39 protein-coding genes, 1 tRNA gene, 2 pseudogenes and 1 riboswitch are annotated in these 25,934 nt (G+C 46.3%); of the genes and pseudogenes, 1 reads left to right on the top strand and 41 read right to left on the bottom strand.

Going from position 1 to position 25,934, the window contains the following annotated elements; all coding sequences use genetic code 11:
- Positions 1-335: 335 nt before the first annotated feature.
- From B2U90_RS04645 to B2U90_RS04630, 4 genes are all read right to left on the bottom strand, one after another.
- Complete coding sequence (locus B2U90_RS04645) at positions 336-1,562, bottom strand: CaiB/BaiF CoA transferase family protein (RefSeq protein ID WP_059076129.1); 1,227 nt, start codon at positions 1,560-1,562, stop codon at positions 336-338.
- A gap of 71 nt (positions 1,563-1,633) precedes the next feature.
- The gene (locus tag B2U90_RS04640) at positions 1,634-3,916 is read right to left on the bottom strand and encodes a xanthine dehydrogenase family protein molybdopterin-binding subunit (RefSeq protein WP_113856256.1); all 2,283 of its coding nucleotides are present in this window, start codon (positions 3,914-3,916) and stop codon (positions 1,634-1,636) included.
- Entirely contained in the window at positions 3,913-4,380 is a 468-nt protein-coding gene (locus B2U90_RS04635) for a (2Fe-2S)-binding protein (RefSeq protein ID WP_059076127.1), read from the bottom strand. The genes B2U90_RS04640 and B2U90_RS04635 overlap by 4 nt, the downstream gene beginning before the upstream one ends.
- On the bottom strand, positions 4,380-5,165 hold the full coding sequence (locus tag B2U90_RS04630) for an FAD binding domain-containing protein (protein WP_059076126.1): 786 nt from the start codon (positions 5,163-5,165) through the stop codon (positions 4,380-4,382). The genes B2U90_RS04635 and B2U90_RS04630 overlap by 1 nt, the downstream gene beginning before the upstream one ends.
- 142 nt (positions 5,166-5,307) lie before the next feature.
- Positions 5,308-5,424: riboswitch (FMN riboswitch) on the top strand.
- Between the two features lie 116 nt (positions 5,425-5,540).
- Between B2U90_RS04630 and ribB the strand changes: the two are divergent.
- Positions 5,541-6,146 (top strand): annotated as a pseudogene (ribB, locus tag B2U90_RS04625) (3,4-dihydroxy-2-butanone-4-phosphate synthase); the annotation flags it as partial.
- A gap of 5 nt (positions 6,147-6,151) precedes the next feature.
- Here the strand turns inward: ribB and B2U90_RS04620 are convergent.
- The 37 genes and pseudogenes from B2U90_RS04620 to tuf form a co-directional block, all read right to left on the bottom strand.
- On the bottom strand, positions 6,152-6,826 hold the full coding sequence (locus B2U90_RS04620) for a CpXC domain-containing protein (protein ID WP_292017223.1): 675 nt from the start codon (positions 6,824-6,826) through the stop codon (positions 6,152-6,154).
- A 164-nt stretch (positions 6,827-6,990) separates the two neighbouring features.
- Positions 6,991-8,709 (bottom strand): hypothetical protein, encoded by a 1,719-nt coding sequence (locus B2U90_RS04615; RefSeq protein ID WP_113856260.1) that lies wholly within the window; start codon positions 8,707-8,709, stop codon positions 6,991-6,993.
- A gap of 315 nt (positions 8,710-9,024) precedes the next feature.
- Positions 9,025-9,115 (bottom strand) — tRNA-Ser (locus B2U90_RS04610).
- Between the two features lie 138 nt (positions 9,116-9,253).
- On the bottom strand, positions 9,254-9,556 hold the full coding sequence (locus tag B2U90_RS04605; RefSeq protein ID WP_075581502.1) for an MTH1187 family thiamine-binding protein: 303 nt from the start codon (positions 9,554-9,556) through the stop codon (positions 9,254-9,256).
- An 81-nt stretch (positions 9,557-9,637) separates the two neighbouring features.
- Entirely contained in the window at positions 9,638-10,141 is a 504-nt protein-coding gene (locus B2U90_RS04600; protein WP_059076118.1) for an 8-oxo-dGTP diphosphatase, read from the bottom strand.
- 13 nt (positions 10,142-10,154) lie between these two features.
- A complete protein-coding gene (locus tag B2U90_RS04595; protein WP_059076117.1) occupies positions 10,155-10,601 on the bottom strand; it encodes a DUF3783 domain-containing protein in 447 nt (148 codons plus the stop codon).
- A 107-nt stretch (positions 10,602-10,708) separates the two neighbouring features.
- Positions 10,709-11,047 (bottom strand): 50S ribosomal protein L17, encoded by a 339-nt coding sequence (gene rplQ, locus B2U90_RS04590; RefSeq protein ID WP_059076116.1) that lies wholly within the window; start codon positions 11,045-11,047, stop codon positions 10,709-10,711.
- Between the two features lie 17 nt (positions 11,048-11,064).
- A complete protein-coding gene (locus B2U90_RS04585) occupies positions 11,065-12,045 on the bottom strand; it encodes a DNA-directed RNA polymerase subunit alpha (protein ID WP_075581503.1) in 981 nt (326 codons plus the stop codon).
- A gap of 54 nt (positions 12,046-12,099) precedes the next feature.
- Positions 12,100-12,492 carry a 30S ribosomal protein S11 gene (gene rpsK / locus B2U90_RS04580; RefSeq protein ID WP_059076114.1) on the bottom strand — a complete coding sequence of 131 codons (393 nt, stop codon included), beginning with the start codon at positions 12,490-12,492 and terminating at the stop codon, positions 12,100-12,102.
- Positions 12,493-12,516: 24 nt separating this feature from the next.
- Complete coding sequence (gene rpsM / locus B2U90_RS04575) at positions 12,517-12,885, bottom strand: 30S ribosomal protein S13 (RefSeq protein WP_059076113.1); 369 nt, start codon at positions 12,883-12,885, stop codon at positions 12,517-12,519.
- Between the two features lie 22 nt (positions 12,886-12,907).
- Complete coding sequence (gene rpmJ, locus B2U90_RS04570; protein ID WP_007391661.1) at positions 12,908-13,021, bottom strand: 50S ribosomal protein L36; 114 nt, start codon at positions 13,019-13,021, stop codon at positions 12,908-12,910.
- Between the two features lie 24 nt (positions 13,022-13,045).
- Positions 13,046-13,264: a translation initiation factor IF-1 gene (infA, locus tag B2U90_RS04565; protein ID WP_059076112.1), complete on the bottom strand. Its 219-nt coding sequence runs from the start codon at positions 13,262-13,264 to the stop codon at positions 13,046-13,048.
- A gap of 275 nt (positions 13,265-13,539) precedes the next feature.
- Positions 13,540-14,295: a type I methionyl aminopeptidase gene (map, locus tag B2U90_RS04560; RefSeq protein WP_059076110.1), complete on the bottom strand. Its 756-nt coding sequence runs from the start codon at positions 14,293-14,295 to the stop codon at positions 13,540-13,542.
- Positions 14,296-14,297: 2 nt separating this feature from the next.
- Entirely contained in the window at positions 14,298-14,948 is a 651-nt protein-coding gene (locus tag B2U90_RS04555) for an adenylate kinase (protein ID WP_059076109.1), read from the bottom strand.
- A gap of 13 nt (positions 14,949-14,961) precedes the next feature.
- Positions 14,962-16,224, bottom strand: coding sequence for a preprotein translocase subunit SecY (gene secY / locus B2U90_RS04550; RefSeq protein WP_059076108.1), 1,263 nt, complete (start codon positions 16,222-16,224; stop codon positions 14,962-14,964).
- Positions 16,225-16,236: 12 nt separating this feature from the next.
- Positions 16,237-16,701 (bottom strand): 50S ribosomal protein L15, encoded by a 465-nt coding sequence (rplO, locus tag B2U90_RS04545; RefSeq protein ID WP_059076107.1) that lies wholly within the window; start codon positions 16,699-16,701, stop codon positions 16,237-16,239.
- Between the two features lie 21 nt (positions 16,702-16,722).
- The gene (gene rpmD / locus B2U90_RS04540) at positions 16,723-16,902 is read right to left on the bottom strand and encodes a 50S ribosomal protein L30 (RefSeq protein WP_059076106.1); all 180 of its coding nucleotides are present in this window, start codon (positions 16,900-16,902) and stop codon (positions 16,723-16,725) included.
- 17 nt (positions 16,903-16,919) lie between these two features.
- Complete coding sequence (gene rpsE / locus B2U90_RS04535) at positions 16,920-17,420, bottom strand: 30S ribosomal protein S5 (protein ID WP_059076105.1); 501 nt, start codon at positions 17,418-17,420, stop codon at positions 16,920-16,922.
- Positions 17,421-17,438: 18 nt separating this feature from the next.
- Complete coding sequence (gene rplR / locus B2U90_RS04530) at positions 17,439-17,801, bottom strand: 50S ribosomal protein L18 (protein WP_059076104.1); 363 nt, start codon at positions 17,799-17,801, stop codon at positions 17,439-17,441.
- A gap of 34 nt (positions 17,802-17,835) precedes the next feature.
- On the bottom strand, positions 17,836-18,378 hold the full coding sequence (gene rplF, locus B2U90_RS04525; protein ID WP_059076103.1) for a 50S ribosomal protein L6: 543 nt from the start codon (positions 18,376-18,378) through the stop codon (positions 17,836-17,838).
- A gap of 20 nt (positions 18,379-18,398) precedes the next feature.
- A complete protein-coding gene (gene rpsH / locus B2U90_RS04520; RefSeq protein ID WP_059076102.1) occupies positions 18,399-18,791 on the bottom strand; it encodes a 30S ribosomal protein S8 in 393 nt (130 codons plus the stop codon).
- A gap of 28 nt (positions 18,792-18,819) precedes the next feature.
- Positions 18,820-19,089, bottom strand: coding sequence for a 30S ribosomal protein S14 (gene rpsN, locus B2U90_RS04515; RefSeq protein ID WP_059076101.1), 270 nt, complete (start codon positions 19,087-19,089; stop codon positions 18,820-18,822).
- Between the two features lie 18 nt (positions 19,090-19,107).
- Positions 19,108-19,647, bottom strand: a complete 540-nt coding sequence (gene rplE / locus B2U90_RS04510; protein WP_059076100.1) for a 50S ribosomal protein L5 — start codon at positions 19,645-19,647, stop codon at positions 19,108-19,110.
- A gap of 29 nt (positions 19,648-19,676) precedes the next feature.
- Positions 19,677-19,985, bottom strand: coding sequence for a 50S ribosomal protein L24 (gene rplX / locus B2U90_RS04505; RefSeq protein ID WP_172793335.1), 309 nt, complete (start codon positions 19,983-19,985; stop codon positions 19,677-19,679).
- A gap of 25 nt (positions 19,986-20,010) precedes the next feature.
- Positions 20,011-20,379 (bottom strand): 50S ribosomal protein L14, encoded by a 369-nt coding sequence (rplN, locus tag B2U90_RS04500; RefSeq protein WP_059076098.1) that lies wholly within the window; start codon positions 20,377-20,379, stop codon positions 20,011-20,013.
- Between the two features lie 25 nt (positions 20,380-20,404).
- Entirely contained in the window at positions 20,405-20,659 is a 255-nt protein-coding gene (rpsQ, locus tag B2U90_RS04495; protein ID WP_059076097.1) for a 30S ribosomal protein S17, read from the bottom strand.
- Between the two features lie 41 nt (positions 20,660-20,700).
- Positions 20,701-20,901: a 50S ribosomal protein L29 gene (gene rpmC, locus B2U90_RS04490; protein ID WP_014015743.1), complete on the bottom strand. Its 201-nt coding sequence runs from the start codon at positions 20,899-20,901 to the stop codon at positions 20,701-20,703.
- A 1-nt stretch (position 20,902) separates the two neighbouring features.
- Complete coding sequence (rplP, locus tag B2U90_RS04485; RefSeq protein WP_059076096.1) at positions 20,903-21,328, bottom strand: 50S ribosomal protein L16; 426 nt, start codon at positions 21,326-21,328, stop codon at positions 20,903-20,905.
- Complete coding sequence (gene rpsC / locus B2U90_RS04480) at positions 21,328-21,999, bottom strand: 30S ribosomal protein S3 (protein WP_059076095.1); 672 nt, start codon at positions 21,997-21,999, stop codon at positions 21,328-21,330. The genes rplP and rpsC overlap by 1 nt, the downstream gene beginning before the upstream one ends.
- A gap of 13 nt (positions 22,000-22,012) precedes the next feature.
- Positions 22,013-22,348 carry a 50S ribosomal protein L22 gene (rplV, locus tag B2U90_RS04475; protein WP_059076094.1) on the bottom strand — a complete coding sequence of 112 codons (336 nt, stop codon included), beginning with the start codon at positions 22,346-22,348 and terminating at the stop codon, positions 22,013-22,015.
- Positions 22,349-22,362: 14 nt separating this feature from the next.
- Entirely contained in the window at positions 22,363-22,638 is a 276-nt protein-coding gene (gene rpsS / locus B2U90_RS04470) for a 30S ribosomal protein S19 (protein WP_059076093.1), read from the bottom strand.
- Positions 22,639-22,660: 22 nt separating this feature from the next.
- The gene (rplB, locus tag B2U90_RS04465; protein WP_059076092.1) at positions 22,661-23,488 is read right to left on the bottom strand and encodes a 50S ribosomal protein L2; all 828 of its coding nucleotides are present in this window, start codon (positions 23,486-23,488) and stop codon (positions 22,661-22,663) included.
- 31 nt (positions 23,489-23,519) lie between these two features.
- Positions 23,520-23,801 carry a 50S ribosomal protein L23 gene (rplW, locus tag B2U90_RS04460; protein WP_059076091.1) on the bottom strand — a complete coding sequence of 94 codons (282 nt, stop codon included), beginning with the start codon at positions 23,799-23,801 and terminating at the stop codon, positions 23,520-23,522.
- On the bottom strand, positions 23,801-24,424 hold the full coding sequence (gene rplD, locus B2U90_RS04455; protein ID WP_292017222.1) for a 50S ribosomal protein L4: 624 nt from the start codon (positions 24,422-24,424) through the stop codon (positions 23,801-23,803). The genes rplW and rplD overlap by 1 nt, the downstream gene beginning before the upstream one ends.
- A gap of 32 nt (positions 24,425-24,456) precedes the next feature.
- Positions 24,457-25,095, bottom strand: a complete 639-nt coding sequence (rplC, locus tag B2U90_RS04450) for a 50S ribosomal protein L3 (protein ID WP_059076089.1) — start codon at positions 25,093-25,095, stop codon at positions 24,457-24,459.
- Between the two features lie 14 nt (positions 25,096-25,109).
- Positions 25,110-25,421 (bottom strand): 30S ribosomal protein S10, encoded by a 312-nt coding sequence (gene rpsJ, locus B2U90_RS04445; protein WP_059076088.1) that lies wholly within the window; start codon positions 25,419-25,421, stop codon positions 25,110-25,112.
- Between the two features lie 309 nt (positions 25,422-25,730).
- Positions 25,731-25,934 (bottom strand): annotated as a pseudogene (tuf, locus tag B2U90_RS04440) (elongation factor Tu); the annotation flags it as partial.

Here is a 25,934-nt window from a genome sequence, read left to right as displayed (position 1 = left end):
GACTCATATATCTTAACAAACTCAAGGGAGTTTGTCAAGCACTTTTTTCGAAATACTTTGTCTGTCTTTTGTGTGAGGACATCCTGTTTTTCCGTCCTCTGTTATCTGACAGCTATTGTATTTTACCACCTGTTACCACATCTGTCAAGCTGTATTTTTCAATTCAAAATGACTTTATAGCAAAAAGCACGCAAAACATCCCTCTTCACAAAAGGATTCTTTTTTGTTTTCTTTCCGCACGCTCGTATCAGCTGGTTCTTTTATAATACCATTGAATTCAATAAAAGTCAACAAAATATGTATGGATTATACAGAAATCTCATCAATAAAGAAATTCATGTCTCTGCATGGTCCCTTACAATGCCACGGGCAATATATTCTTCAATTTCTTCATCCGTATACTCATATTCCTGTAAAATTTCCCGGCTATGTTCTCCCAGAAGCGGTGCTGGAGACGCCGGACGCCTTGCTTCCTCAAAAGTGATTGGTGTATTAGGCAATACGGCAGACCGCCCATTATTAAAATGCCGTTCGTACAAATTCTCATTAGCCCAGGCTTGCTGATTTTCCGTAATATCCCGGAAGTGCCCAACATTATCATAAACGATATCTGCAGCCGTCAACACCGGGCCCCAGTCCGCTCTTTTTTTCTTCAAGAACGCTCGTTGCACTAAATCTATAAATTCACCAGCATGACATTGTACAGCAGCAAACGTATTAAACCGTTCATCATCGATCAGCGTATCCAGATCAAGGATATGACATAATGCCGGATAGTACCGTTCATAATCCATGATACATAATTCCAGCCATTCACCATCGGCACATTCGTAGGGAATACACACAGGACTCGGCTGTTCATTCCGTTTTCTCGGATAGACGTTGCCATATGCCTTTTGCGCAGCGACGGCAGGAAAGCCCGTAAGCCAGGAAGCAGTTCCCAATAAAGAAATCTCTACTTTATCCCCTTTACCGGTCCGCGCTTGTTTGTATAATGCAGCGCATAGTCCGCCCGCCATAATCGATCCTGTCGTCATGTCGCCAACAGCATGAAACGGAGTGAGAGGCGCCATTCCCGGCTGGCCATAATCCTGCATAAGTCCGCTCCGGGCCCAAAAAGCCGCAATGTCAAAGCCCGGCCTTTCCGCTTCCGGTCCCTTGTTACCGTACCCGCTCAGATGCCCCCAGATAAGGCGTGGATATGTCTGATGCAATACTTTCCAGGTAAGAGACATAGCACGCAGAGCGGTCATCCTGTAATTCGTCATAAAGACATCGGCATCTGCCAGTAGACGATGCAGAATTTCCATCCCTTTTTCTGTACGAAGATTCAGGGATATACTCCGCTTATTACTATTATTGACATCCCAGCAGGGATTTTCATCTTCTGTACAGGGAACCTGGGCTATTTCTCCGTATCGCCGCCACGAATCCCCCTTAAAAGATTCTACTTTTATGACATTGGCTCCCCAGTCAGCCAGTATCCGCGCCGCAGCCGGTACGGCTGCATAGGTCGATAAATCAACTATTTTTACGCCCGTCAATGGTAATTGTTCATCCATACAAATTATGTCTCCCGTAAAATCCGGGCAGTCCGCTGCCTGATACAACGACTGCCCAGTATATACTATCATTATTTTTTATCTTTTAAGCCAAGGTATACTTTTTCTGCTGTAATGGGTAACTCAGTAAAACGTATTCCCGTTGCCTGATAAACGGCCTCTGCAATAGCCGGAGCCGGCGTATTTATGACAATTTCGCCAATAGACTTGGCCCCAAAAGGACCATTCGGTTCGTAACTAGGTGCAAATTCTACGCGTATTTTGCCTATATCCATACGGCTCGGGATTCTATATTGCATAAACGAATTATTCTGGATTCTTCCCAGAGAATCAAATTGAACGTTTTCCATCAACGTCATGCCAATTCCCTGCACAAGACCACCTTCTGTTTGTACCCTGGCCAATGCCGGATTAATGACGGTCCCGCAGTCGACAACAGCCGCATAATCTACTAAATCAATATGACCGGTTTCCAGATCGACATCGACAACTGCTGCAGCTGCCATGTAAGGCGGTGGAGAGGTAGGGGAATAATGGGTTTCCGTAGCTTCCAAGGCAATATCATTCGTAATCATGGCTGCATTCCCCAGATCCTGCCGTGTTACCCTCCGGCCACTGGCAGGATCTGTTACCGCATCACCAGTAAATTCCAGATTCGAAGGATCGTCGCAATCCAGCATGAGTGCCGCTTTTTCTTTTATCTTTTGGATCAGTGACCGACAGGTTTTTACGACAGCCATCCCCGTCAGATACGTCGTCGAAGATGCATAGGAACCACTGTCGTATGGCGAAGTATCCGTATCGACACCACGGGTTACAATCTCATCGACAGAGCAATTGAGACATTCCGCAGCTATCTGCGCCAATATGGTATCGCATCCTGTCCCCATATCAGTCGCTCCAATGGATAAGGTATAAAATCCATCGTCATTCACTTTTATTGTCGCCGAAGCCACGTCCACATTGGAAATACTAGACCCCTGCATAGCCAGTGCCAGACCGGCCGCGCGGATTTTGCCATCGGGAAGCACATGCCGCGGATATACATGCTCCCAACCGATCATAGCCTGAACCCGTTTCAGGCATTCTCCCAGATTGCAGCTCAGTGCTGTTTCGTTGAAATATGCCGGCATCCTTTCACCTTGCTGTACGATATTTTGAAGCCGCAGTGCTCCCGGATCCATGTGTAGTCTGTCTGCCAATTCATTCACAGCCGATTCCAGTGCAAAAATCCCCTGGGTAGCACCATACCCCCTGTATGCTCCGGCAGCAATCGTGTTGGTATACACGGCGGTGTACCGGAACCGGAATGCAGAGAAACGATTGTATAAAGGAATCGATTTATGTCCCGACAACGTGACCGTCGTCGGGCTGTGGTCACCATACGCACCACCGTTCCAGAGCGATTCCACAGAAATCACCTGGATAATACCATCCCGGGAAGCCCCCAAACGCACGTGAACATCTGCTTCATGCCGGGGAGAGGAAACCGTCATGGCCTCTTCCCGCGTATAGGCCATATACGCCCGTTTTCCCGTACGCATAGTAATCAGAGCAGGATAACATTCCATGACAACCGTCTGCTTGGCACCAAAGCCTCCTCCGATACGTGGCTTAACTACACGGATTTTCGATTTGGGAATTTCCAGGGCTGTCGCGACAATGCGTCGTACATGAAAGGGAACCTGCGTCGAACTGACAATGACCAGACGGCCAAATTCATCCAAATACGTATACGCCCGGAATGTTTCCATCATAGACTGCTGTACTTGTTTTGTATGATAGATCCGGTCAATCACAACATCCGATTTCTGGAATGCCGTATCGACATCGCCCCAGTCTTCTTCCGCCTGGGCAATAATATTTCGTCTGTTATCACCACCGACCGGTACACGTGGGTTCCAGTCATCTTCCGGATGAACCACAATAGGATTATCCACGGCCTGCCGGAAGTCGAGAAGAGGCTCCTGTATGTCATATTCCACCTTTATCATGCGCATAGCCTTATCCACACATGCCGCATCACGCCCGGCTACAAGAGCCACTGGGTCTCCAACATATCGTATCTGTCTATCCAGTATAAGCCGGTCATACGGACTGAGTTCCGGATAGGTCTGGCCGGCAATAGTAAACCGCGTCTTAGGGACATCCTCTGCTGTCAGGATGCATTCAATGCCCGGAACGGTCAGGGCAGCTTTCGTGTCAACATGACGTACGATGGCTCTGGCATGAGGGCTGCGCAGAGCTTTGACGATTAGACAGCCTTCCGGTGCTAAATCTTCCGTATAAGCCGGTTTTCCTGTCATCAGTTGCAGGGCATCTTTTTTCATAACCACCCGGTTGATTTCTCTCATAACCGCATCCCCTTTCCTTTTTCTGTCAGATACCGTTTCAATGCCCTCATATGACTGACATATCCCGTACATCGGCAGAGATTGCCTGCTAGGTATTCTTTGATTTCTTCTTCTCCAGGATTATCTAATTCTCTTGCCATAGCCAGCACATTCATGACAAAACCGGGATTACAAAATCCACACTGATCGCTGCCTTCTTGTCCCATATACCGGGCAAATTCCTGTGCTTCATCCTGCAGTCCTTCCAGTGTCATAACATGCTTTCCGTCAATGCGGGCGGCCAGCACGGCACAGGACAGTACCGGTTTTTCCTCCAGCCATACCGTACATAATCCGCATGCTGTCGTTTCACAACCGCATTTGACGCTATAACATCCCTTTTTACGCAATAATTCATACAGCATCTGTCCTGGTAAAATTTCATCACTTTCCATCTTTCCATTAAGCCAGTACTGAATTCTCATTAGTCTCCCTCCCCTGCCGTCTGTAATAACAACCGCCTGCACAGAACCATCGCCATATCATGCCGGTATATGCGGCTGGCCCGCATATTATCTTCAAAAGATAAAGAATCCGCCACTTCACGGGCCGCCCGTTCCGCTTCCTCCCCGGTCATTCCCGTACCTGCCGGAAGACATCGTACCTGTGCTCTCATCGGTCGTGCTCCCACACTGCAGGAGACGCTATCTGCTGTGCGGGATACGGCACAGGCCAGGACAGGAAAATCGGTCGCGTTCAGACGCAGCGAAGCATAGGCCGTCCGCCGTTTCTTTTTAGGGAGATATATGCCTTTTAAAATATCCGTATCTGCCGTCTTTTCCGCAAAAAGAGACAGGGGTATTCGTCCGCCTTTATATAAATCGGCTTCTGCATCCAAAGCCAGAAAGAGTGTCAATACATCAGAAAAGCCAAACCGGCCCCAGATGCTCCCTCCTACCGTCGCCATATTGCGAAATTGTGTACCCACAATATGACGCAATGCTTCCTTCATAGCCCCCTGGGTATACGTTTCCAGTGATTCAGAAATTTCCAGTTGGCGCAATGGCACCATAGCTCCAATATAAAATGCTTCTTCTGTTTCGCGTATTTCATCCAGTCCCAAATCCATCAAATCAATTGCCGTTGCCACCCTGCGGCGGGGAGACATGCGCAGCCAGCAACCGCCACCCAGGATAACCGCTGACCGTTTCTGATTTAACTGCCAGGCTTCCTCCAGGCTTTTTGCTTTAACATAATGAGCTATATTCATACCGTTCCTCCTGTTCAGCGCATGCAGATTCTATATCTGCCTGACTGTTTTTGTCTATTTTGATTTTCATAATGATATCTTTTTGATTCTTTAAATTTCTCCTGCTACATAGTTGCAATGCGTAAAATTAATGGTATAATAAAAATGTCTTCAGGGCAGGGTGCAATTCCCGACCGGCGGTATAGTCCGCTAGCGCTTTGGCGCATGATTTGGTGCAATTCCAAAACCGACCGTATAGTCTGGATGGAAGAAGGCAATCTCAGGCTGCGTCCGCAGTCTGTCTGATGCTGTGCCTGTATGCCCTGACCGTCCTGGTCAGGGTTATTTTTTTGCTGAAGACAATTCCCAATACCCTTATATACGGAGGCATGCATTATGACAATGAAACGAACGTACAACACTATCGATGAAGCACTGGATGCTTTGCGCCAGGGCCGGATTATCATCGCCACAGATGATCCGGACAGAGAAAATGAAGGTGATTTTATCTGCGCCGCCCAGTACTGCACAACAGAAAATATGAATTTCATGGCGACTCATGGAAAAGGTCTCATCTGCCTTCCCATCAGTTCGGCCTTTGCAGAAAAACTTGCTCTGCCGCCTATGGTAGCCCGGAATACGGACAACCATGAAACGGCCTTTACCGTCTCCATAGACCACGTAGAAACAACAACGGGTATTTCCGCAGTGGAACGGGCTTATACGGCGCGGATGCTGGCAGAAGATGCTTCCCGTCCGTCAGACTTCCGTCGTCCCGGGCATATGTTTCCCCTCATCGCCAAAGAAGGCGGCCTTTTCACCCGTGGCGGACATACAGAAGCCACGGTAGATCTCATGCGTCTCGCTGGCCTGAAAGAAGCCGGATTATGCTGTGAAATCATGGCCGAAGACGGAACCATGATGCGTACACCTCAGTTATGGCACCTGGCAGATATGTATCATCTGCCCTTCATTACATTGAAAGATATCAAAGACTACATGGCCCGTCAGGCAAATAAATCCTGATGGTCCTTTACAAAGGAAACTGCCCATTGGGGTGTGATTTCCAGCATGTCATCCGGTGGCAGCGCCTCTCCCAGATCACGCTCCAGTGCCTGATACGTTTGATGCATGGAATCATTAAACGGAAGCATGCCTGATTTCTGCTGGCTCTGGTCAGCAAAATGAAAGGCATCGCCCGATTCACTGTGAGTAAATTCAATCAGGCTGGCATGAATCGGGCTGGCCTGTGCTGCCAGAAAAGATTGAATCATTACTTTCATGATTTCTATTACTCTGTCATCGTATCCGGCGTCAAAAATGGCAAGTTTTTCCAGTAACTGCACCCGCTGGCGGATAAGGCGATAGCGGAATGCCTTCATGAATTCATATTCCGGCTTCTGCAGTGACTGATGCATATTTGTCACATCTCCTCCGCCGGGAGCATAATAAATGACCAGGCGCAGATTGCTCTGAATATAAAGGAAATCATAATCGAGATATGTTTCATGTCCGCACTTCGGACACTGAAACCGAAAGAGAGATAAATCCCGTACTTTATCCCGAAGTCCGGGATTTTTGTCTATCTGTATGCGGTCCCATATTTTAAACCGGCTTTTCTTGCCACAGGCAGGACATTCCAGATTGCGGTTATAATGATCCGCATGTTTCACAGTTTCCATGATGAAGGCTCCTATTGATAAAAATATAAGTTTAATTCCATTATAGGCCAGAGCTTTTTCCTTGTCTATGAATAAGTGAATAATCCGATATACAAAACAAAAAAAGAGTTGTAACAAAATGAGCAAAAACTCATTTCATTACAACTCTCCTTACGTCAATGCAATCAGTCTTTCTGGCGGACTAATTTGCTCTGATTAAACGTATCCACCATTTCAAAATGATCGGCATCGCTAAATTTCAATGTTTCTACACCAAAATCATTTTTCCCTTTCATATCCAAAATCATACTTCCCTTACCTGTTTCCGGGTCAATCTTTACATTCGACAATTCATACGAATAGGACGAGTTCATGCCATTAGGACGTATAATTTCCATCGTTCCCTTTTTGACAACCCACGTATAGCCACCTTTGACCGGTTCCTTCCATGTTCCCAGGAACATATCTTTAGGGTCGGCTTTAATCGCCTGTCCATCTGCATCCAGATAGGTGACCTTAGGCTGATTATTGTTATTTTCAGAATATTCAAACTGACGACCATAGTACTTAGTAGTCCCATACAATTTCAAATAGGTCGGGTTGCCCGATTTATCAAAATATTTAGCTTCTGTTCTATTACGCTGGCTGTCATATTTGTATTTCACAGCAGCAATATCTGTCTTTGTTGACATACCACCATTACTCAGGACTTTTTCATCTATGTTCAGAGCTTCCCCATTTTTAAAGTAGCTTATCTGGCTGATGTTACTGTTTTCATCATAGTCCATCTTTAATTCATCAGGCCCTTTAGTATTACTTATGACAAGGGGCAGGCTTTGTCCATCAGCGCCGATAAACTTCAAATCGATAATACGATCCGCGTCATCATAGGTCATATCCAGTTCGGCAACGCCCTTGGCACCATCCTTAACAGGAGCAGCCTGTCCATCTATGCCCAGGAACTGGATTTTGACCGGACCGGCATGTTTGTCATCATATGTATATTTTGTTTCTGCCCCAGCTTCTATCAGACCATCTTTCATCTGTTGCAATTTGTCATTAAGCGAAGTGGGACCAAGAAAAACAAACAGGCTCTTCTGAGCACTGCCATCGAGATCACCGGCTTCATTGTACAACTTACGGCTGATGACACGGCCTTTTTTATCATAGGAAAAAGCAATACGGGCGTATTTGTTTTTATTGTTCTTCACTACACCGTTATTATCCCGGATTTCTATGGAGTCCAATACATCCGTTTTTTCTTTGTCATACACAAATCCTAGTATGCTGGCACCCAGATATCCATTAACCACTTTTCCATCCTTATTCATATAGGTAATGGTATCAATATTCCCTTTTTTATCGTAGGCAATCTTCGCCTGTGCTACGCTTCCTAGAGAATTATTATCGCCTTCAGAATTATAATAATATTTCTTTTCTGCTTTTCCTTTATTTTCTCCATCTTTTGCTATCTGATAACGGATAGAAGCTTCACCGTGGTTCCCTACCCCCGCCTTGCCGGTCACACGTTCATACTTTTCTTTAATGTAACCATCCTGGCTGTAGTCAAGCTGAATCCGTGCTGCCGTAACAGCCGTCATGTTACCAACGGTAGATTTCCAATGTATATCGATGGGAGCATTACCAGCTTTAGCCGTAACACTTACGATTTTATCTTTTGTCGCGTCATCTTTGCCCATTTCGACATAGTAAAAAATGCCGCCTTTCTTAGCTTTTGAGTCGTCAACCCGGTCTTTGATAACGAATTCGCCGTTCGGCTTGATTGCAACGTTTTTGTAATAGCCAGTAGATACCTTATCGCTTCCCGTTCCACAACCAGCCAGCATAAGGGAACATAATCCGGCAAGTATAAGTCCAAAAATTTTGATACGCTTACTAATCAACTCTCATCATCCTTTCTGTTTTTAAATGCCATTCTTTTTAATTCGACATGCTATATACCGCATCTCCCCCCGTCCCATGCGAATGCCAGTACATTCTATCGTAGACCGCCCTTTCCGAAAGGACATTTCCATAACAAAAAGAATATGGCACGCAGTATTTCTCAGAATTCACCATTCAGAGCTCATTCTTGTTTTATTATAATACAATAACACAAAAATGTCACAATTATTTAGATACAAATCATGTAATACGATGTCGGGCGCAAAAAAAAGAACACCCGGGAAAACTTCCCAGGTGCTCTCTGTCCAGTAATCTGGCGGAGTGAGAGAGATTCGAACTCTCGCAGGCCTTACGACCTCTAACGATTTAGCAAACCGTCCTCTTCAGCCTCTTGAGTATCACTCCATATGCAACTGACTAGATTAGTATACACGTTTTTGTATTATCTGTCAAGGGCATTATCTGGCAGGAACAGGCGGTAATCGTAAATAAAATCGTCCCGTGCCTGCCAGGATACGGCCCATGAGAATGGCAAATTCCTGCCTATTTCCCTTCTATGGCCTTATTCAGCCGGTCTATCTTCCCATCCATCATATTCGTATATCCGGGACGGATATCTGCTTTCAGAACGACCGACGTACGAATTCCTTTATCGGTAAAATACTGAGTCGACTTTTTGACGACAGCCATGACGTCATCCCATTCTCCTTCAATTTCTGTGAACATAGAGTACGTGTGGCACTTTAAACCCGAATTACGGATGATTTTGACAACTTCAGCCACATAAGGTGCATATTCGTCACCAGTACCACTGGGAGCAATGCAGACAGCAACGAGTGTATTCATGGTAAAACCCCTCCTCATAAAATAATGATTATATCTTCATTATAAACGATTCGGCACACTTGTCCAGTCTGTCTACAGTGCTTAAAACGTGTCGGGAACAGTTTGTTCAAGGAGGCCCGGTGTATCAGAAAAATCAGTATGGGCTATGCTGTCATTGTCATCACCAAATACAATAGTACCGGAAATTATCCTGCCTGAAAGAATCATGGGAATCCAGATTCCATCGGCCTTCCACATTTCATCATAGGGAAGAGATGAGGCAGAAAACCAGCACGGTTCCATTTCATCAGAAGCCGTTACGGTGCCTTTCCAGTCATGAAGAAAGTAGACATAGCCGATGTGGTTATATGCAGAATCGGCAGGAAAGCGAAAATCTAGATAGGCCACCAGTTGCAATGCTGCCTCGTCTGCTATCAGATGACATTCTTCATAAAGCTCCCGTACAGCACAAGCCCGGAAGGTTTCTCCCCTTTCTATTTTTCCTCCAAACCCATTCCATTTAGAAACGCCAAACCCTCTTTTTTTCCGTCCCAGGAGAATCTGTCCCTGGGCATTGACAGGGAAACATAAGGTAGTAGGCCGCATGGTATGTGCCCCCTTATTTTCCCTTCTTCTTCATATTCTTGAAATATTCGTGTTCTTTATTTAATTCCTGCAAAATAGTATTGATTGTCCAGGAAATATTTGTTGGCGTAACCATTGCTTTTAAAGGAATATTCTTCAATCTGCCACGGCGGATAGCATCGAGAAGAAGATTGACTGTCTGATTTGAAAATCCGCAGAGAACAATGGCTTCTTTGGTTACAGGGGGCAATTCACCGTCTTCTTCCGGCGTATGTTCCACGGTCTGTTCCTCTGCATCGCCTTTCATAGCAGCAATTTCAGCTACTTCTTCCTCCGTCAGGCCAAGGACCTTGCCTACCGTATCATCCTTTTCTTCTTCCGTAACGGCTTTTACCTGGGCTTTAGTCAGCAGCCCCAGAAGTTTGAGTTGCTTAAACCGTTCCGGTGTAAAATTTACAGCCAATATCATTTTAAATGCCATCTTATTCTCTCCTTTCCTACTTCCACTTATTAAAAAAGCCGCTGTGGAACAAACCACAGCGGCTTTGCATCTCATTACGTGTCCCGTCAGAAACTATCCCGTCGAGATCAGACTAATTCGATGATAACGATCGGAGCTGCATCACCCTGGCGCGGGCCCTTTTTAATGATGCGGGTATAGCCGCCCTGACGATCTTTATATTTCGGTGCAATTTCATCAAACAGCTTTTTAACTACATCTTCGTCCATCAGATAAGCGAGTACCTGGCGGCGTGCATGAAGGTCACCCCGTTTGGCAAGGGTAAGCATTTTTTCAGCCATCTTGCGGAGTTCTTTAGCCTTTGCTTCCGTGGTTTCAATACGTTCATGCTGGAACAAAGAGGTAACAATGCTGCGCAATAATGCTTTACGTGCAGAGCTGTCGCGTCCTAACTTTCTATAAGCCATCGTTCATCCTCCTAAAACTATTCTTCGTCATTCGATTTTAAATCGTAACCTTCTTTTCGCAACTTTTCGATGATTTCATCGACAGATTTCTTACCCAGGTTACGAATCTTGGCAAGGTCGTCTTCTGTCCGTTCTGTCAAATCAGCCAGTGTATAAATATTGGCCCGTTTGAGGCAGTTAGAAGCGCGTACGGAAAGGTCGAGAACATCAATTTTAACTTTATCCAGTTCAGGACCATCGTCTACTGGCACTTCTTCCTTTCCATCACCGGTAAAATCAGCCTTAGCTTCATTTACTTTTTCATCGGTAGCGATATCCTGGAAATAATTCAGGTAGCTGATCATAATGGATGCAGCCTTAGCTACGGCATTTTCTGCCGTGATACTGCCATCCGTCGTTACTTCAAGCGTCAATGAATCATAATCCATTTCATTGCCGACCCGGACATTGCCGACTTCGTAATTTGTACGAACAACAGGAGAAAAGATGGAATCAATAGGAATGACTCCGATCATATCTGTATCCTTTTTGTTTTTCGTAGACGGTACGTACCCTTTACCACGTTCAATATGGCACTGCATATGGATATGGGCATCCGTATCGAGAGTAGCAATATGAAGTTCCGGGTTCAAAATTTCTACGTCTGTAATTACGTTAAGATCGTTTGCGGTAAATTCGCATTCACCATTAACATCTATGGTGATATCGGCTTCATCAACTTCATCGTTGGTGAACTTCATGCAAACCTGCTTCAAATTCAGGATGATGTCCGTTACATCTTCCCGGACACCGGGAATGGTCGAAAATTCATGCAACACGCCATCAATCTTGATAGACGTAATTGCAACACCATCCAAAGAGGCAAGAAGAATGCGCCGCAAACTATTACCCAATGTGATTCCGTAACCTCTGTCAAGAGGTTTGCATACGAATTTTCCGTATTTGCCGTCATCGCTTTTTTCTGCGATTTCAATCTTAAACTTGCTATCATCTATCATTAGGAAAATCCTCCTATATCAGAATCAAAACAACTTGGTCAAAAGCGCAGACGATTATACGCGTCTACGTTTAGGCGGACGGCAGCCATTATGAGGAATTGGTGTTACATCTTTGATAGAGTTGACTTCCAGACCTGCAGCCTGCAGGGCACGGATAGCAGCTTCACGACCGGAACCAGGTCCCTTAACGAATACTTCAACAGAGCGGAGGCCGTGTTCCATAGCAGCCTTGGCAGCTGTTTCGGCAGCCATCTGAGCGGCAAACGGAGTACTTTTACGGGAACCACGGAAGCCCATTTCACCGGCGCTGGCCCAGCTGAGTGCATTACCCTTGGGATCGCTGATGGTAACAATCGTATTATTGAAAGTAGAACGGATATGAGCTGCACCCGATTCTACATGTTTCTTTTCTTTTTTCTTATTGCTTCTTACGTTATTCTTAGCCAAAATCGTTTCCCTCCTTACTTAAAATTATTTTTTCTTGCCTGCAATTGCCTTGCGCGGGCCTTTACGTGTGCGGGCATTTGTCTTCGTACGCTGACCACGGACGGGCAGACCTGCACGATGACGTTTGCCACGATAGGAATTGACTTCAATCAGTCGTTTTACGTTCAGAGCCGTTTCGCGGCGAAGGTCACCTTCTACTTTATAATCAGAACCGATGACTTCACGGATTTTCTGAACTTCATCTTCTGTCAAATCGCGAACGCGGGTATCGGGATTGATACCGGTTTTGGCGAGAATTTCCTGAGAAGAAGAAAGGCCGATACCAAAAATATATGTTAAACCAATTTCAACACGTTTGTCACGTGGTAAATCTACACCGGCTATACGTGCCATCTATTCATTCACCTCCTGAATATTAACCTTGTTTCTGTTTATGTTTCGGATTTTCGCAAATAACCATAACACGGCCTTTGCGTTTGATGATTTTGCATTTTTCGCAAATTTTCTTAACCGACGGTTTTACTTTCATAATTAACCTCCTGCGTAATCAAGCCTATTTGAAGCGATACGTAATACGACCACGATTCAGGTCATATGGTGTCAATTCAAGCGTGACCCGGTCACCTGGCAGGATACGGATGAAGTTCATCCGCATTTTACCGGAAACATGGGCCAGCACGATGTGATCATTTTCCAACTTAACCTTGAACATGGCATTTGGCAGTGCTTCTACTACAACGCCTTCCACTTCAATGACATCTTGCTTAGACATGTGTTACCTCCCTGATAGATTCAACCCTGGCCCGTTTCAGGACGGACCGTATCCATTCATTGCTGATTCGTACGGAACCAGCGTCCATGCCGGATACGCTCGTTCCTAAAACCTGAAGATGCCGGCAATTCTTTTTCTTCGGCTTCTCCACTTTATACTTACGACCGTCAGCGACCCATACGTAGGGAGCAGTAAGACTGCCCGTGACTACATACACAGCGCCCTTATCTTTTCCAGCAAGGCTGCAAACAACCATGCCAGTAGAAATCAGTGGCTTATCCATGTGACGGAAGTGTTAGAATATCGGGGCCGTTTTCCGTGATTGCTACGGTATGTTCGAAATGAGCAGCCGGTTTACTGTCACGGGTGACAACAGTCCAGCCATTCTTAAGCTGGTGCGTCTTTTCGGTACCCATACAGATCATCGGTTCAATAGCCAGAACCATGCCGGGTTCAAGCAATTCGCCATGGCCGGCCAGGCCATAATTTGGCACTTCCGGATCTTCATGCATATCCGAGCCGATTCCATGTCCGACATAGTCCCGGACGACACCATATCCAAACGATTCTGCATAAGCCTGAACGGCATGACCAATATCACCGAGGTGGTTGCCCGCAACGGCTTGTTCAATACCTTTATACAGGCATTCATTCGTCACCTTCAAGAGTTGAAGTGTTTTCGGGTCCACATGGCCAATAGGTAATGTAACCGTCGAATCACCATGATACCCGTTTTTGTTTACTACCAAATCAATACTGATTATGTCACCATCTTTAAGCTTGCGGTGGCCGGGAATCCCATGAACGACTTCTTCGTTCACACTAGCACAGATGGTGGCCGGGAATCCATAATAGCCTTTGCAGCTCGGGAAGGCCCCCTGACTGCGAATGTATTCTTCACAGCGCTGGTCAAGTTCACCCGTAGTCACACCCGGTTTTGCCAGTTCTCGCATTAATTCAAGCGCATCGGCGGTAATCCGGCCTGCTTCACGAATATACTCAATTTCCCTTTTCGATTTTAATATAATCATTCTTATTTACTCTTTTCAAGGCTTGCTACAATATCGCGGAATACATCTTCCATACTCTGTTTACCATCGACTTCGATGTAGAGATTGGAATTCTTATAATAATCGATGAGCGGTTTCGTCTGGGCAGCATATACGCTAAGGCGTTTCTTAACGGTTTCAACTTTGTCATCATCACGCTGATACAACTCGCCGCCGCATTTATCGCAAACATTCTTCACTTTGGAAGGCTTGAACACAATGTGATAGGTTGCACCACATTTACGGCAGATCTGACGCCCCGTCGTCCGTTTGATGAGTTCTTCATCGGGAACGGCAATATTGATGACACCATCCAGTTTAATTCCCAAATCACGAAGGATGGCATCCAAGGACACGGCCTGACTGGTCGTACGGGGGAATCCGTCAAGAATAAAGCCTTTTTTGCAGTCGTCTTTTGCAAGACGTTCTTTTACGATGCCGACAGTGACGGCATCGGGAACGAGCTGCCCGTTATCCATGTATTTCTTTGCTTCCAAGCCGAGAGGAGTCTGTTCCTTGACAGCTGCACGGAACATATCGCCCGTGGAGATCTGAGGAATACCGTACTTGTCAATCAGGCGTTCGGCCTGTGTGCCTTTGCCGGCCCCGGGAGGGCCCATTAACAGAATATACATTCAAACTACCTCCTTATTTCATGAATCCCTGGTACTGTCTGTTGAGAACTAAGGATTCAGCCTGCTTCATCGTATCGATAGCAACACCGACGACGATAAGAAGTGCCGTACCACCGAAGTATACCCCCTGGATACCCGTCACCCAGCCGATGAAGTTGGGCAGGATAGCTACAAAAGCCAGGAAGAACGCACCGGCGAGAGTAATTCTCGTCATAATGCGGTCAATATACAGTGCCGTCGGCTGACCAGGACGGATGCCCGGAATAAAGCCGCCGTATTTCTGCATGTTTTCTGTCAGCTGGGGAATATTCAGCGTGATGGCAGTGTAGAAATATGTGAAGAACATGATGAGCAGTGCGTACATGATGGTGTTCGTCAGTGTACCCCAAGCAAAGAAGCTGGCAATCCACTGCACCGTGTCGTTCTGCACAAACTGGGCAATCGTAATAGGGAACATCAATACAGAAGAAGCAAAGATGATCGGAATAACGCCTGCCTGGTTTACTTTCAAAGGAATGTGTGTCGTGTGACCGCCATACATCTTGCGGCCGACAACACGTTTGGCGTACTGGACAGATACGCGGCGCTGCCCCTGCGTCACTTCGATGACGACAACGATCATCAAAAGTGCAATAATGGCAAAGAGAAGGGCCTGGAAAATATTGATTGTACCAGCCTGTACGTACTTGTAAATCGTCATAACGCCATCAGGGAACCGGGCAACGATACCGGCAAAGATGATAAGAGAAATCCCATTGCCAATACCACCGGCTGTAATCTGATCGCCAAGCCACATGAGGAAGCACGTGCCGGCAGTCAGGATGATGGAAACCATGAGAACCATGGCCCAGCTGTTATCCACCAGTGCGTTGTTGACCTTGAGGGCATAACTCATGGCAAAAGCCTGGATGAAACCGAGGATAACCGTGCCCCAGCGTGTTACTTTCTGGATTTTATCACGGCCATCCTGATTGTCCTTGGCCCATTGCTCAAAGGTCGGCACCACAGAGGTTAGGAGCTGCATAATGATAGATGCATTGATGTACGGCGTAATGCTCATGGCCAATACGGAAAACTTACTCAAAGCGCCACCGGAGAATAAATCGAGGAGCCCGAACAAGTTACCACTGGAAAACAGGTTTTCAATGACTGAAGCATCGACACCAGGAACAGGGATGTGCACACCAAGGCGGAAAATGATGAACATGATCAGGGTAAAAACTGCGCGCTTCCGGAATTCGGGAACATTCAGTACATTTTGGATGTTTTCTAACACCACAAATCACCCCTACTGTTCTGCTACCGGTTCTTCTCCCGGTACAACAGCCTTGCCGCCAGCTGCTTCTATCTTAGCCTTAGCAGATTTTGTAAAGCCCTGAGCTACGACAGTGAGCTTCTTTTCTAATTCGCCATTGCCAAGAATGCGGATACCATCACGTACGTTTTTGACGATACCAGCTTCTACGAGAGCAACCGGATCTACAGTCGCACCATCTTCAAAACGGTTGAGTGTAGAAACGTTTACTTCTGCATATTCTTTAGCCCAGATATTTTTGAATCCCCGTTTCGGGAGCAGACGATAGAGCGGCATCTGGCCACCTTCGAAGCCCGGACGCGTACCGCCGCCACTACGGGAGTTCTGACCTTTATTACCTCTGCCGGCTGTCGTTCCGTTACCGGAACCAGTACCGCGGCCTACGCGGAAATGTTTTTTCTTAGAGCCGGGAACAATTTTCATTTCATGAAGTTTCAATGAAGCGCACCTCCTTTTATATTAGATTTCTTCTACTTTAACTAAGTGTTCAACTTTATGAAGCATACCTTTAATCTGAGGAGTAGCTTCTTTGATGACACTGGAATTCGTCTTGTGGAGACCCAGGGCGACCACCGTTGCGCGCTGATCGGCAGGACGGCTGGCAACGCTCTTTACAAGGGTAACTTTTACTTGAGACATTACGTATATCCTCCTTATCAGCCGTAAATTTCTTCTACTGTTTTGCCGCGGAGTTCAGCAACTTTGCTGACGTCTTTCAGCTGGGAGAGACCAGTGAGCGTAGCCTGAACCATGTTGTTCGGGTTGGAAGAACCCAGGGATTTCGTCAGAATGTTGCGTACGCCAGCCAGTTCCAATACGGAACGGACCGGGCCGCCGGCAATAACGCCAGTACCTTCAGCAGCCGGTTTCAAAAGGACTTTGCCAGCACCAAAGATACCGGTAATCTGGTGAGGAATAGAACCGTTTTTCAAAGGAACGGAGATGATATGTTTTTTAGCGTCTTCAACACCTTTGCGGATAGCTTCCGGAACTTCGCCAGCTTTACCTAAGCCTGCGCCAACACGGCCATTGCCGTCACCGACAACAACGAGGGCACTGAAGGAAAAACGACGGCCGCCTTTTACTACCTTGGCAACACGGTTGATGAAAACGACATTTTCCTGTAATTCGAGACCTGCATGGTCAACTTTTGCCATGTGTTATTTCCTCCTTGATTAGAATTTCAAGCCAGCTTCACGAGCTGCTGCAGCCAGTGCTGCTACACGGCCATGATAAATATAACCGCCACGGTCAAATACTACTGTCGTGATGCCTTTTTCAATAGCCCGTTCAGCAACGAGTTTGCCAACCAGTTTAGCTGCTTCAGCATTGCCGCCTTTGACATCCTGAGCCTTGATTTCCTTGTCCAGCGTGCTGGCGGAAACCAAGGTAACACCGTTGACATCATCAATGACCTGTGCATAAATATTGGAAAGGCTGCGGAAAACGTTCAAACGCGGACGTTCTGCCGTGCCGTTGATGTTCTTACGTAAGCGCCAATGACGTTTTACGCGAATCGCATTCTTACTCTTTTTCAAGGAATTCACTCCTTTCTATATGTAAATGACGTTATTATTTCTTCGTACCAGCTTTACCAGCCTTGCGACGGACATGTTCACCGACATAGCGGATACCTTTTCCTTTATACGGTTCAGGCAGACGGTAGCCACGGATTTTCGCAGCAAACTCGCCGACATGTTCATTGTTGACGCCAGAGATTACGATCTGAGTAGCACTCGGGCATTCAACCGTAATACCTTCCGGAGCATCGAGTTCGAGGGGATGGGAGAAGCCGAGAGTCAGGGCAAGTTTCTTGCCTTTCATCTGTGCTCTGTAACCAACACCAACGATTTCCAGTTCCTTTTTAAAGCCTTCCGTTACGCCTTTTACCATATTGGCAATGAGAGCACGGGTAAGGCCGTGCAGGGCACGGTTATTTTTTTCGTCATTCGGACGTTCGACAGTAATAACATTGTCTTGTACTGTTACTTTCATATCCGGGTGAAGCGTACGGGTAAGTTCGCCTTTCGGGCCTTTAACGGTAATCACCTGGCCATCGAGGGTTGCTGTTACGCCTGCCGGGATATCAATAGGCATTCTACCTACTCGGGACATATTGACACCTCCAAAACGATTTACCAGACGTAAGCGATAACTTCGCCGCCCAGACCAAGTTTACGAGCTTTTTTATCAGTCATAACACCCTGGGACGTGGAAATTACTGCGATCCCCAAACCACCGAGAACGCGCGGTAATTCTTCTTTGCTAGCATAAACGCGCAGGCCCGGTTTAGAAATTCTCTTGATGCCGGTAATTACTTTTTCTTTATTAGAACCGTATTTCAAAGTTACTTTCAGTGTCTTGCCTTCGTCAACGGTTTCATAGTTCTTTACGAAGCCTTCTTCTTTCAGGATGTTCAGCACTGCGGCCTTCATCGTGGAAGCGGGCATTTCAACTTTTTCGTGATATGCCGAATTGGCATTACGGATTCTGGTGAGCATATCCGCAATCGGATCGGACATTACCATAATCTAAAACCTCCCTCCATATAATGAGTTACCAGCTGGCTTTTTTAACGCCAGGAATCTGACCTTTATAAGCCAGGTCACGGAATGTGATACGGCTGATGCCGAATTTACGCATATAACCGTGAGGACGGCCGGTTACCTTGCAACGGTTATGCAGACGAACCGGAGAAGCATTGGCAGGTAACTGGGAAAGTGCTTCATAGTCGCCTTTCGCTTTGAGTTCTGCACGGAGCTTAGCGTATTTGGCAACCATTTTTTCACGTTTCTTTTCACGTTCAAGCATAGATTTCTTTGCCATGTATGTTATCCTCCTCTATTACTTTTCAAAGGGCATGCCCATCAGTTTCAACATGTACCGGCTTTCTTCGTCCGTTTCAGCTGTTGTAACGATGGTAATGTCCATACCGCGGGCTTTATCGACTTTATCATATTCGATTTCCGGGAAAATGAGCTGTTCTTTCAGTCCCAGTGTATAGTTGCCACGGCCATCAAAACCCGTTGCACTTACGCCATGGAAGTCACGGACGCGGGGCAGCGTCAGGTTCATCAGTTTGTCGAGGAATTCATACATCCGTTCGCCGCGAAGTGTAACTTTGCAGCCAAGGTTCATGCCTTCACGGATTTTAAAAGCTGCGATAGATTTCTTGGCCTTCGTAATCAACGGTTTCTGGCCAGAAATGATTGTCATATCGTTTACAGCAGCATCCAAAGCTTTGGAGTTGGTAACGGCTTCACCAACAGCCATGTTGATGACGACCTTTGTCACCTTTGGAATCTGCATTACGTTTTTGTAATTGTATTTTTCCTGTAACCCTTTCACTACATCCGAAAGGTAAAAATCTTTTAATCTGGACACTCTCAAGGCCCTCCCTTCTCTACATTAAGTTAGATAGCTTTGCCGCTCTTAACAGCCGTGCGTACTTTCGTACCGTCAGCCTGCTGTACCATTTTTACACGAGTCGGCTTGCCGCTTTCAGGATCTACGAGCATTACGTTGGAAACATGCAGAGCAGCTTCTTTTTCGATAATGCCGCCTTGAGGATTGTTCTGTGTCGGTTTTGTGTGACGTTTTACTTTATTAAGGCCTTCAACGACTACACGGTCCTTTTTCGGATAGCAGGCGATGACTTTGCCCTTCTTGCCTTTTTCTTTACCGGCGATGACGATGACGCTGTCACCGGTTTTGATATGCATTTTACCCATCGAGAACACCTCCTCCTTATAATACTTCCGGAGCCAGGGAGATGATCTTCATGAAATCTTTTTCACGCAGTTCTCTGGCAACGGGCCCAAAAATACGAGTGCCTTTCGGGCTCTTATCATTATTGATTACGACGGCTGCATTTTCATCGAAACGGATGTAGGAACCATCAGCACGGCGCAATCCTTTTTTAGAACGAACGATAACAGCTTTTACAACGTCGCCTTTCTTGACAACGCCGCCGGGTGTTGCATCTTTAACAGTACAGGTGATAATATCACCGATGTTACCATATTTTCTGTACGAACCACCCATGACCTGGATGCAGAGTACTTTTTTCGCACCCGTGTTATCGGCAACATTCAACACAGTTTCTTGCTGAATCATGGCTTGACCTCCTAATTAATCGATCTTACTTCGCTTTTTCAACGATAGTGACTACTCGCCAATGTTTCTGCTTGGACAGGGGGCGGGTTTCTTCGATGCGTACGATATCACCGACGCCGCATTCGTTATTTTCGTCATGAGCTTTGAACTTTACAGTGCTGACGAGCGGCTTTTTGTAGAGTTCATGCTGTTCTTTATATTCTACAGCAACGACAACGGTCTTATCCATTTTGTTGCTGACTACTTTGCCTACGCGGATTTTGCGTTCATTTCTTTCCATCTGAGCTGTGACCTCCTTTTAGATTTTCAATCCTGTGTGACTTACGCCTGTGCTTTCAATTCTGCTTCGCGCTGTACCGTTTTGATGCGAGCGATAGTTTTCTTTACTTCACGGATGCGCATGGGATTTTCTAATTGGCCGGTCGCATGTTGAAAACGGAGGTTAAACAATTCTTCTTTCAGGCTAACCACCTTTTCATCCATTTCGGCAGCGCTAAGAGCACGGATTTCTTTAACCTTCATTTTATTCACCACCTAATTCCTGACCTTTAACGACAAATTTAGTTTTAATCGGCAGCTTATGACCGGCAAGACGCATAGCTTCACGAGCGACTTCTTCATTAACGCCACCCATTTCAAAGAGTACACGGCCCGGTTTTACAACTGCTACCCAGTATTCCGGAGACCCCTTACCAGAACCCATACGTGTTTCAGCCGGTTTTGCTGTGATAGGTTTGTCCGGGAAAATTTTAATCCATACTTTACCGCCACGTTTGATGTAACGGGTCATAGCAATACGGGAAGCTTCGATCTGACGGTTGGTAATCCAGGCAGGTTCCAAAGCTACAAGACCGAAATCGCCATGAGCTACTTTATTGCCACGCTGAGCCTTACCTTTTAAACGGCCGCGGAACTGTTTACGATGTTTGACACGTTTTGGAATTAACATCAGGCTTCACTCCCTTCACGTTTTTTCTGCGGAGCTTTTTTAACTTCCGGCAGGATTTCTCCTTTGTAGATCCAGCATTTTACGCCGATGCAGCCATAGGTTGTATGTGCTGCTGCAAAGCCATAGTCGATATCTGCGCGAAGTGTATGCAGAGGAATAGAACCATCGCGGACACTTTCGCTACGGGCGATTTCAGCACCGCCAAGACGACCGGAGCACATGATTTTGATACCTTTGGCACCCATACGCATCGTACGGCCTACGCACTGCTTCATAGCACGGCGGAAACCAATACGGCGTTCGAGCTGGCTGGCAACGTTTTCAGCAACGAGAGTTGCATCCATTTCAGCCTGTTTGATTTCAGCAATGTTGACATCAACGTTTTTATCGGTAAAAGCTTTCAGAGCTTTTTTAATATCTTCAATACCAGCGCCGCCACGGCCGATGACCATGCCCGGTTTGGCAGTATGAATGATTAATTTGATGCGTTTGGCAGAACGTTCGATTTCAATACGAGAAACGCCTGCAATAAATAACTGTTTCTTTAAGAAATCACGGATTTTAACGTCTTCGTTCAGAAGTGCAGCATAATCTTTTTCAGCATACCATTTAGCATCCCAAGGTTTTGAAACACCGACGCGAAATCCATGGGCGTTAACTTTTTGACCCACTACGTTTCCCTCCTTAAGCTCTTTCTTTTACTACAACAGTCACATGACTGGAATGTTTCAGGATCTTGAAAGCCTGTCCACGGCTGCGGGGATGAATACGTTTCATCGTGGAGTCCTGGTCAACGAAGATTTCAGAAACATACAAAGAATCTGCGTTCATATCATTATTGTGTTCCGCATTGGCAACAGCCGAACGAAGAACCTTTTCTACAACCCGGGAACCTACTTTCGGAGTAAATTTAAGGATTGCGAAAGCTTCGCTCACGTTTTTGCCCCGTACGAGGTCAGCTACGATTCTGATCTTACGGGGGGCAATGCGGATATGTTTAGCAATTGCTCTTGCTTCCATGGTTAGTACCTCCCTTAGCCTGTTACTTTTTCAGATTTAGCATGACCTTTGAATGTACGTGTCGGAGCGAATTCGCCCAGTTTATGGCCAACCATATCTTCAGTGATATAAACAGGAACGTGTTTGCGGCCGTCGTGAACAGCAATCGTATGGCCTACAAAGCTAGGCAGAATAGTAGATGCACGAGACCAGGTTTTAACTACTTTTTTTTCATTGGCTTCGTTCATAGCGTCAATCTTTTTTACGAGATGGGCAGCAACGAATGGGCCTTTTTTTACGGATCTGGACACTTATATATCTCCTTTCCTGGACCTATTTACGTCTCTTCACAATAAACTTATTGGAAGCCTTCTTTGCTTCACGGGTCTTCACGCCGTATGCAGGTTTACCCCAAGGAGTAACCGGACGTTTACGACCAACAGGAGACTTACCTTCACCACCACCATGAGGATGATCGCACGGATTCATGACAACACCACGGTTGCCCGGGCGGATACCCATCCAGCGGGAACGGCCGGCTTTACCGATTGTAAGGTTTTCATAATCCGGGTTGCTCACGATACCGACAGTAGCACGGCAGTTTACATGAACCTGGCGTAATTCACCAGAAGGAAGACGGAGCAGTGCATAGTTTCCTTCTTTAGCGATAATCTGTGCGGACGAACCAGCAGAACGGACCATCTGGCCGCCTTTGCCGATTTTCAGTTCGACGTTATGCACGAGAGTACCGAGAGGAATCTTGCCGAGAGGCAGTGCATTCCCAGTTTTAATATCCGATTCCGGACCAGAAACGACGACGTCGCCGACTTTCAAGCCATTGGGAGCGAGGATATATTTCTTTTCGCCATCTGCATAGAACAGAAGAGCGATATTTGCAGAGCGGTTCGGATCATATTCGATCGTCGCTACTTTAGCGGGGATATTGTCTTTGATACGTTTGAAATCGATCAAACGATAACGGCGTTTATGACCGCCGCCCTGATGGCGGACTGTCATTCTGCCCTGGTTATTACGACCGCCCTTGCTCGTTACTTTGACCAGCAAGGATTTTTCCGGTTTGGACGCTGTGATTTCATCGAATGTCGAGACAGTCATGAAACGGCGGCCGGCGGAATACGGTTTAAAAGATTTAATGGCCATTTTGGTGCCTCCTCCTTTATGTCAATATTGCTTACGCTTCAAAGAATTCGATTGTTTCGCCTTCCTGAAGGGTTACGATGGCTTTTTTGTAATCCGGGCGTTTACCAATATATTTGCCCATGCGTTTCATTTTGCCCATCGTGCGCAGTGTCGTAACGTTTTTAACTTTGACGTTGAAAACTTTTTCTACGGCCTTGCGGATTTCAATCTTATTGGCATGGAGCGGTACCTTAAATGTATATTTGCCATCAGACATCATCATTGTCGTTTTTTCAGTGATGACCGGTTTTAATAAGAGATCATGCATATCCATTATCCGAGCACCTCCTCAATCTTAGCTACAGCGCTCTTCGTTACGAACAGCTTCGTGTAGTGGAGCAGGTCGAAAATGTTGATGCCCGTCGTGGAAACGGCTTTTACACCTTCGATGTTGCGTGCGCAGCGTGTTACGACTTCGTCATTATCCGTGACGAAGAGGACTTTTTCGCCCGTAAATTTGAAGTTATTAATAATCTGTGCTACTTCTTTGGTCTTGGCAGCAGCCAGATTAATTTCATCGAGTACATACAATTCATTTGTATTTACTTTATCGCTTAATGCGGATTTTACAGCCAGACGACGTGCTTTGCGGGGCATCTTCTGTTCATAAGAACGCGGATGGGGACCCCAAACCGTACCGCCGCCAACCCATAACGGACTGCGGGTGCTGCCTACACGGGCCCGGCCGGTTCCTTTTTGTTTCCAGGGTTTTCTGCCGCCACCGCGTACGAGACCGCGTGTTTTGGTAGCATGTGTGCCCTGACGTTCATTGGCGAGCTGACGAAGTACAGCCTGTCTCATGACAGCTTCGTTCACTTCAACGCCAAATACGCTATCGTTCAATTCGATTTCACCGGTCTGTACGCCGGTAATATTATACGTGCTTACTTTTGGCATTCTATTTTATCCTCCTTCCTGTATGACAACTATTAGCGGGGTTTTACAGTGTCACGAATCATGACAAGGCTGCCTTTGGCACCCGGGATACCACCTTTAATCAGAATCAGGTTCTTATCCATATCGACTTTAACGACAGAGAGACGAAGAACTGTAGCCTGATTGCCACCATATTGTCCAGGAAGTTTTTTACCTTTGACGACTTTACCGCCGCCACCACTGGTCATAGGTCCGAGGGAACCCGGTTCGCGGTGAGATTTGGAGCCGTGACCCATAGGTCCGCGGTGGAAACCGTGACGTTCAATCGTACCAGCGAAACCTTTACCCTTGCTGGTGCCAATTACGTCGACGAGATCGCCGCTTGCGAAAATATCAGCTGCCAGAGTTTGGCCTACCGTATATTCCGGCGTATCATCGAGACGTAATTCGCGAAGATACTTAACAGGTTTAACGCCTGCTTTGTCGAACTGACCCTTTACAGGTTTTGTCAGATGTTTTTCTTTGATGTCGCCATAGCCGATCTGAATGGAGTTGTATCCGTCGGTATCAACTGTCTTTACACGGACAACTACGTTCGGGGACGCTTCAACGACTGTAACAGGGACTACTGCGCCTTCTTCAGTGAAGATCTGAGTCATTCCCAGTTTTTTACCCAAAATAGCTTTAGACATAATCGCACCTCCTCCTATAATTTAATTTCAATGTCTACGCCAGCCGGAAGATCGAGTCTCATAAGTGCATCAACGGTTTTGTTCGATGCTTCGAGAATATCGATCAAGCGTTTGTGCGTACGCAGTTCGAACTGTTCACGAGAATCCTTGTTAACATGTGGGGAACGCAGAATCGTGAAGATGTTCTTTTCCGTCGGCAGCGGAATCGGGCCGGATACCATTGCACCTGTCCGTTTCGCCGTATCGACGATTTTCGCCGCGCTCTGATCCAGGATCTTGTGATCATACGCTTTGAGGCGAATTCTGATTCTTTCCTGTTTTGCCATTACGTAATTCCTCCTAACGTCCATTTCGTCGAATAGACTGCTCCATAGGAGTTTCCCCGCTTAACGGGCAACATCCTATTTCATTGTTTTCGACGCGTCGCAACATAGATAGACAGAGATACCCTGTTGTCGCGTACTTACTTATCATACTACAATTCGGACAGCGATGCAAGGATTTTTCTTGCGTTTTAGCCCTGTTTTATGCGCTTTCTGATCGATTTTGCATGGATGCTATTTTTTTTATTCATAAAAAAACATCTGCAGCAAATGCTGCAGATGTTTTTTTCGTTTCTTCCTATTATAAGGTTATTAGCCTTCGATTTCGGAAACAACGCCGGCGCCTACTGTACGGCCACCTTCGCGGATAGCGAAACGCAGGCCTGCTTCAATAGCGATCGGAGTGATCAGTTCAACGTCCATTTTGACGTTATCGCCAGGCATGCACATTTCCGTGCCTTCCGGCAGCTGGATTACGCCCGTTACGTCCGTTGTACGGAAGTAGAACTGCGGACG

The sequence above is a fragment of the Megasphaera sp. UBA4233 genome, assembly GCF_002395615.1.
Classification (GTDB): domain Bacteria; phylum Bacillota; class Negativicutes; order Veillonellales; family Megasphaeraceae; genus Megasphaera; species Megasphaera hexanoica.
Note: the sequence above shows the minus strand (reverse complement) of the source record. Positions and strands in the feature narration are given on the sequence as shown.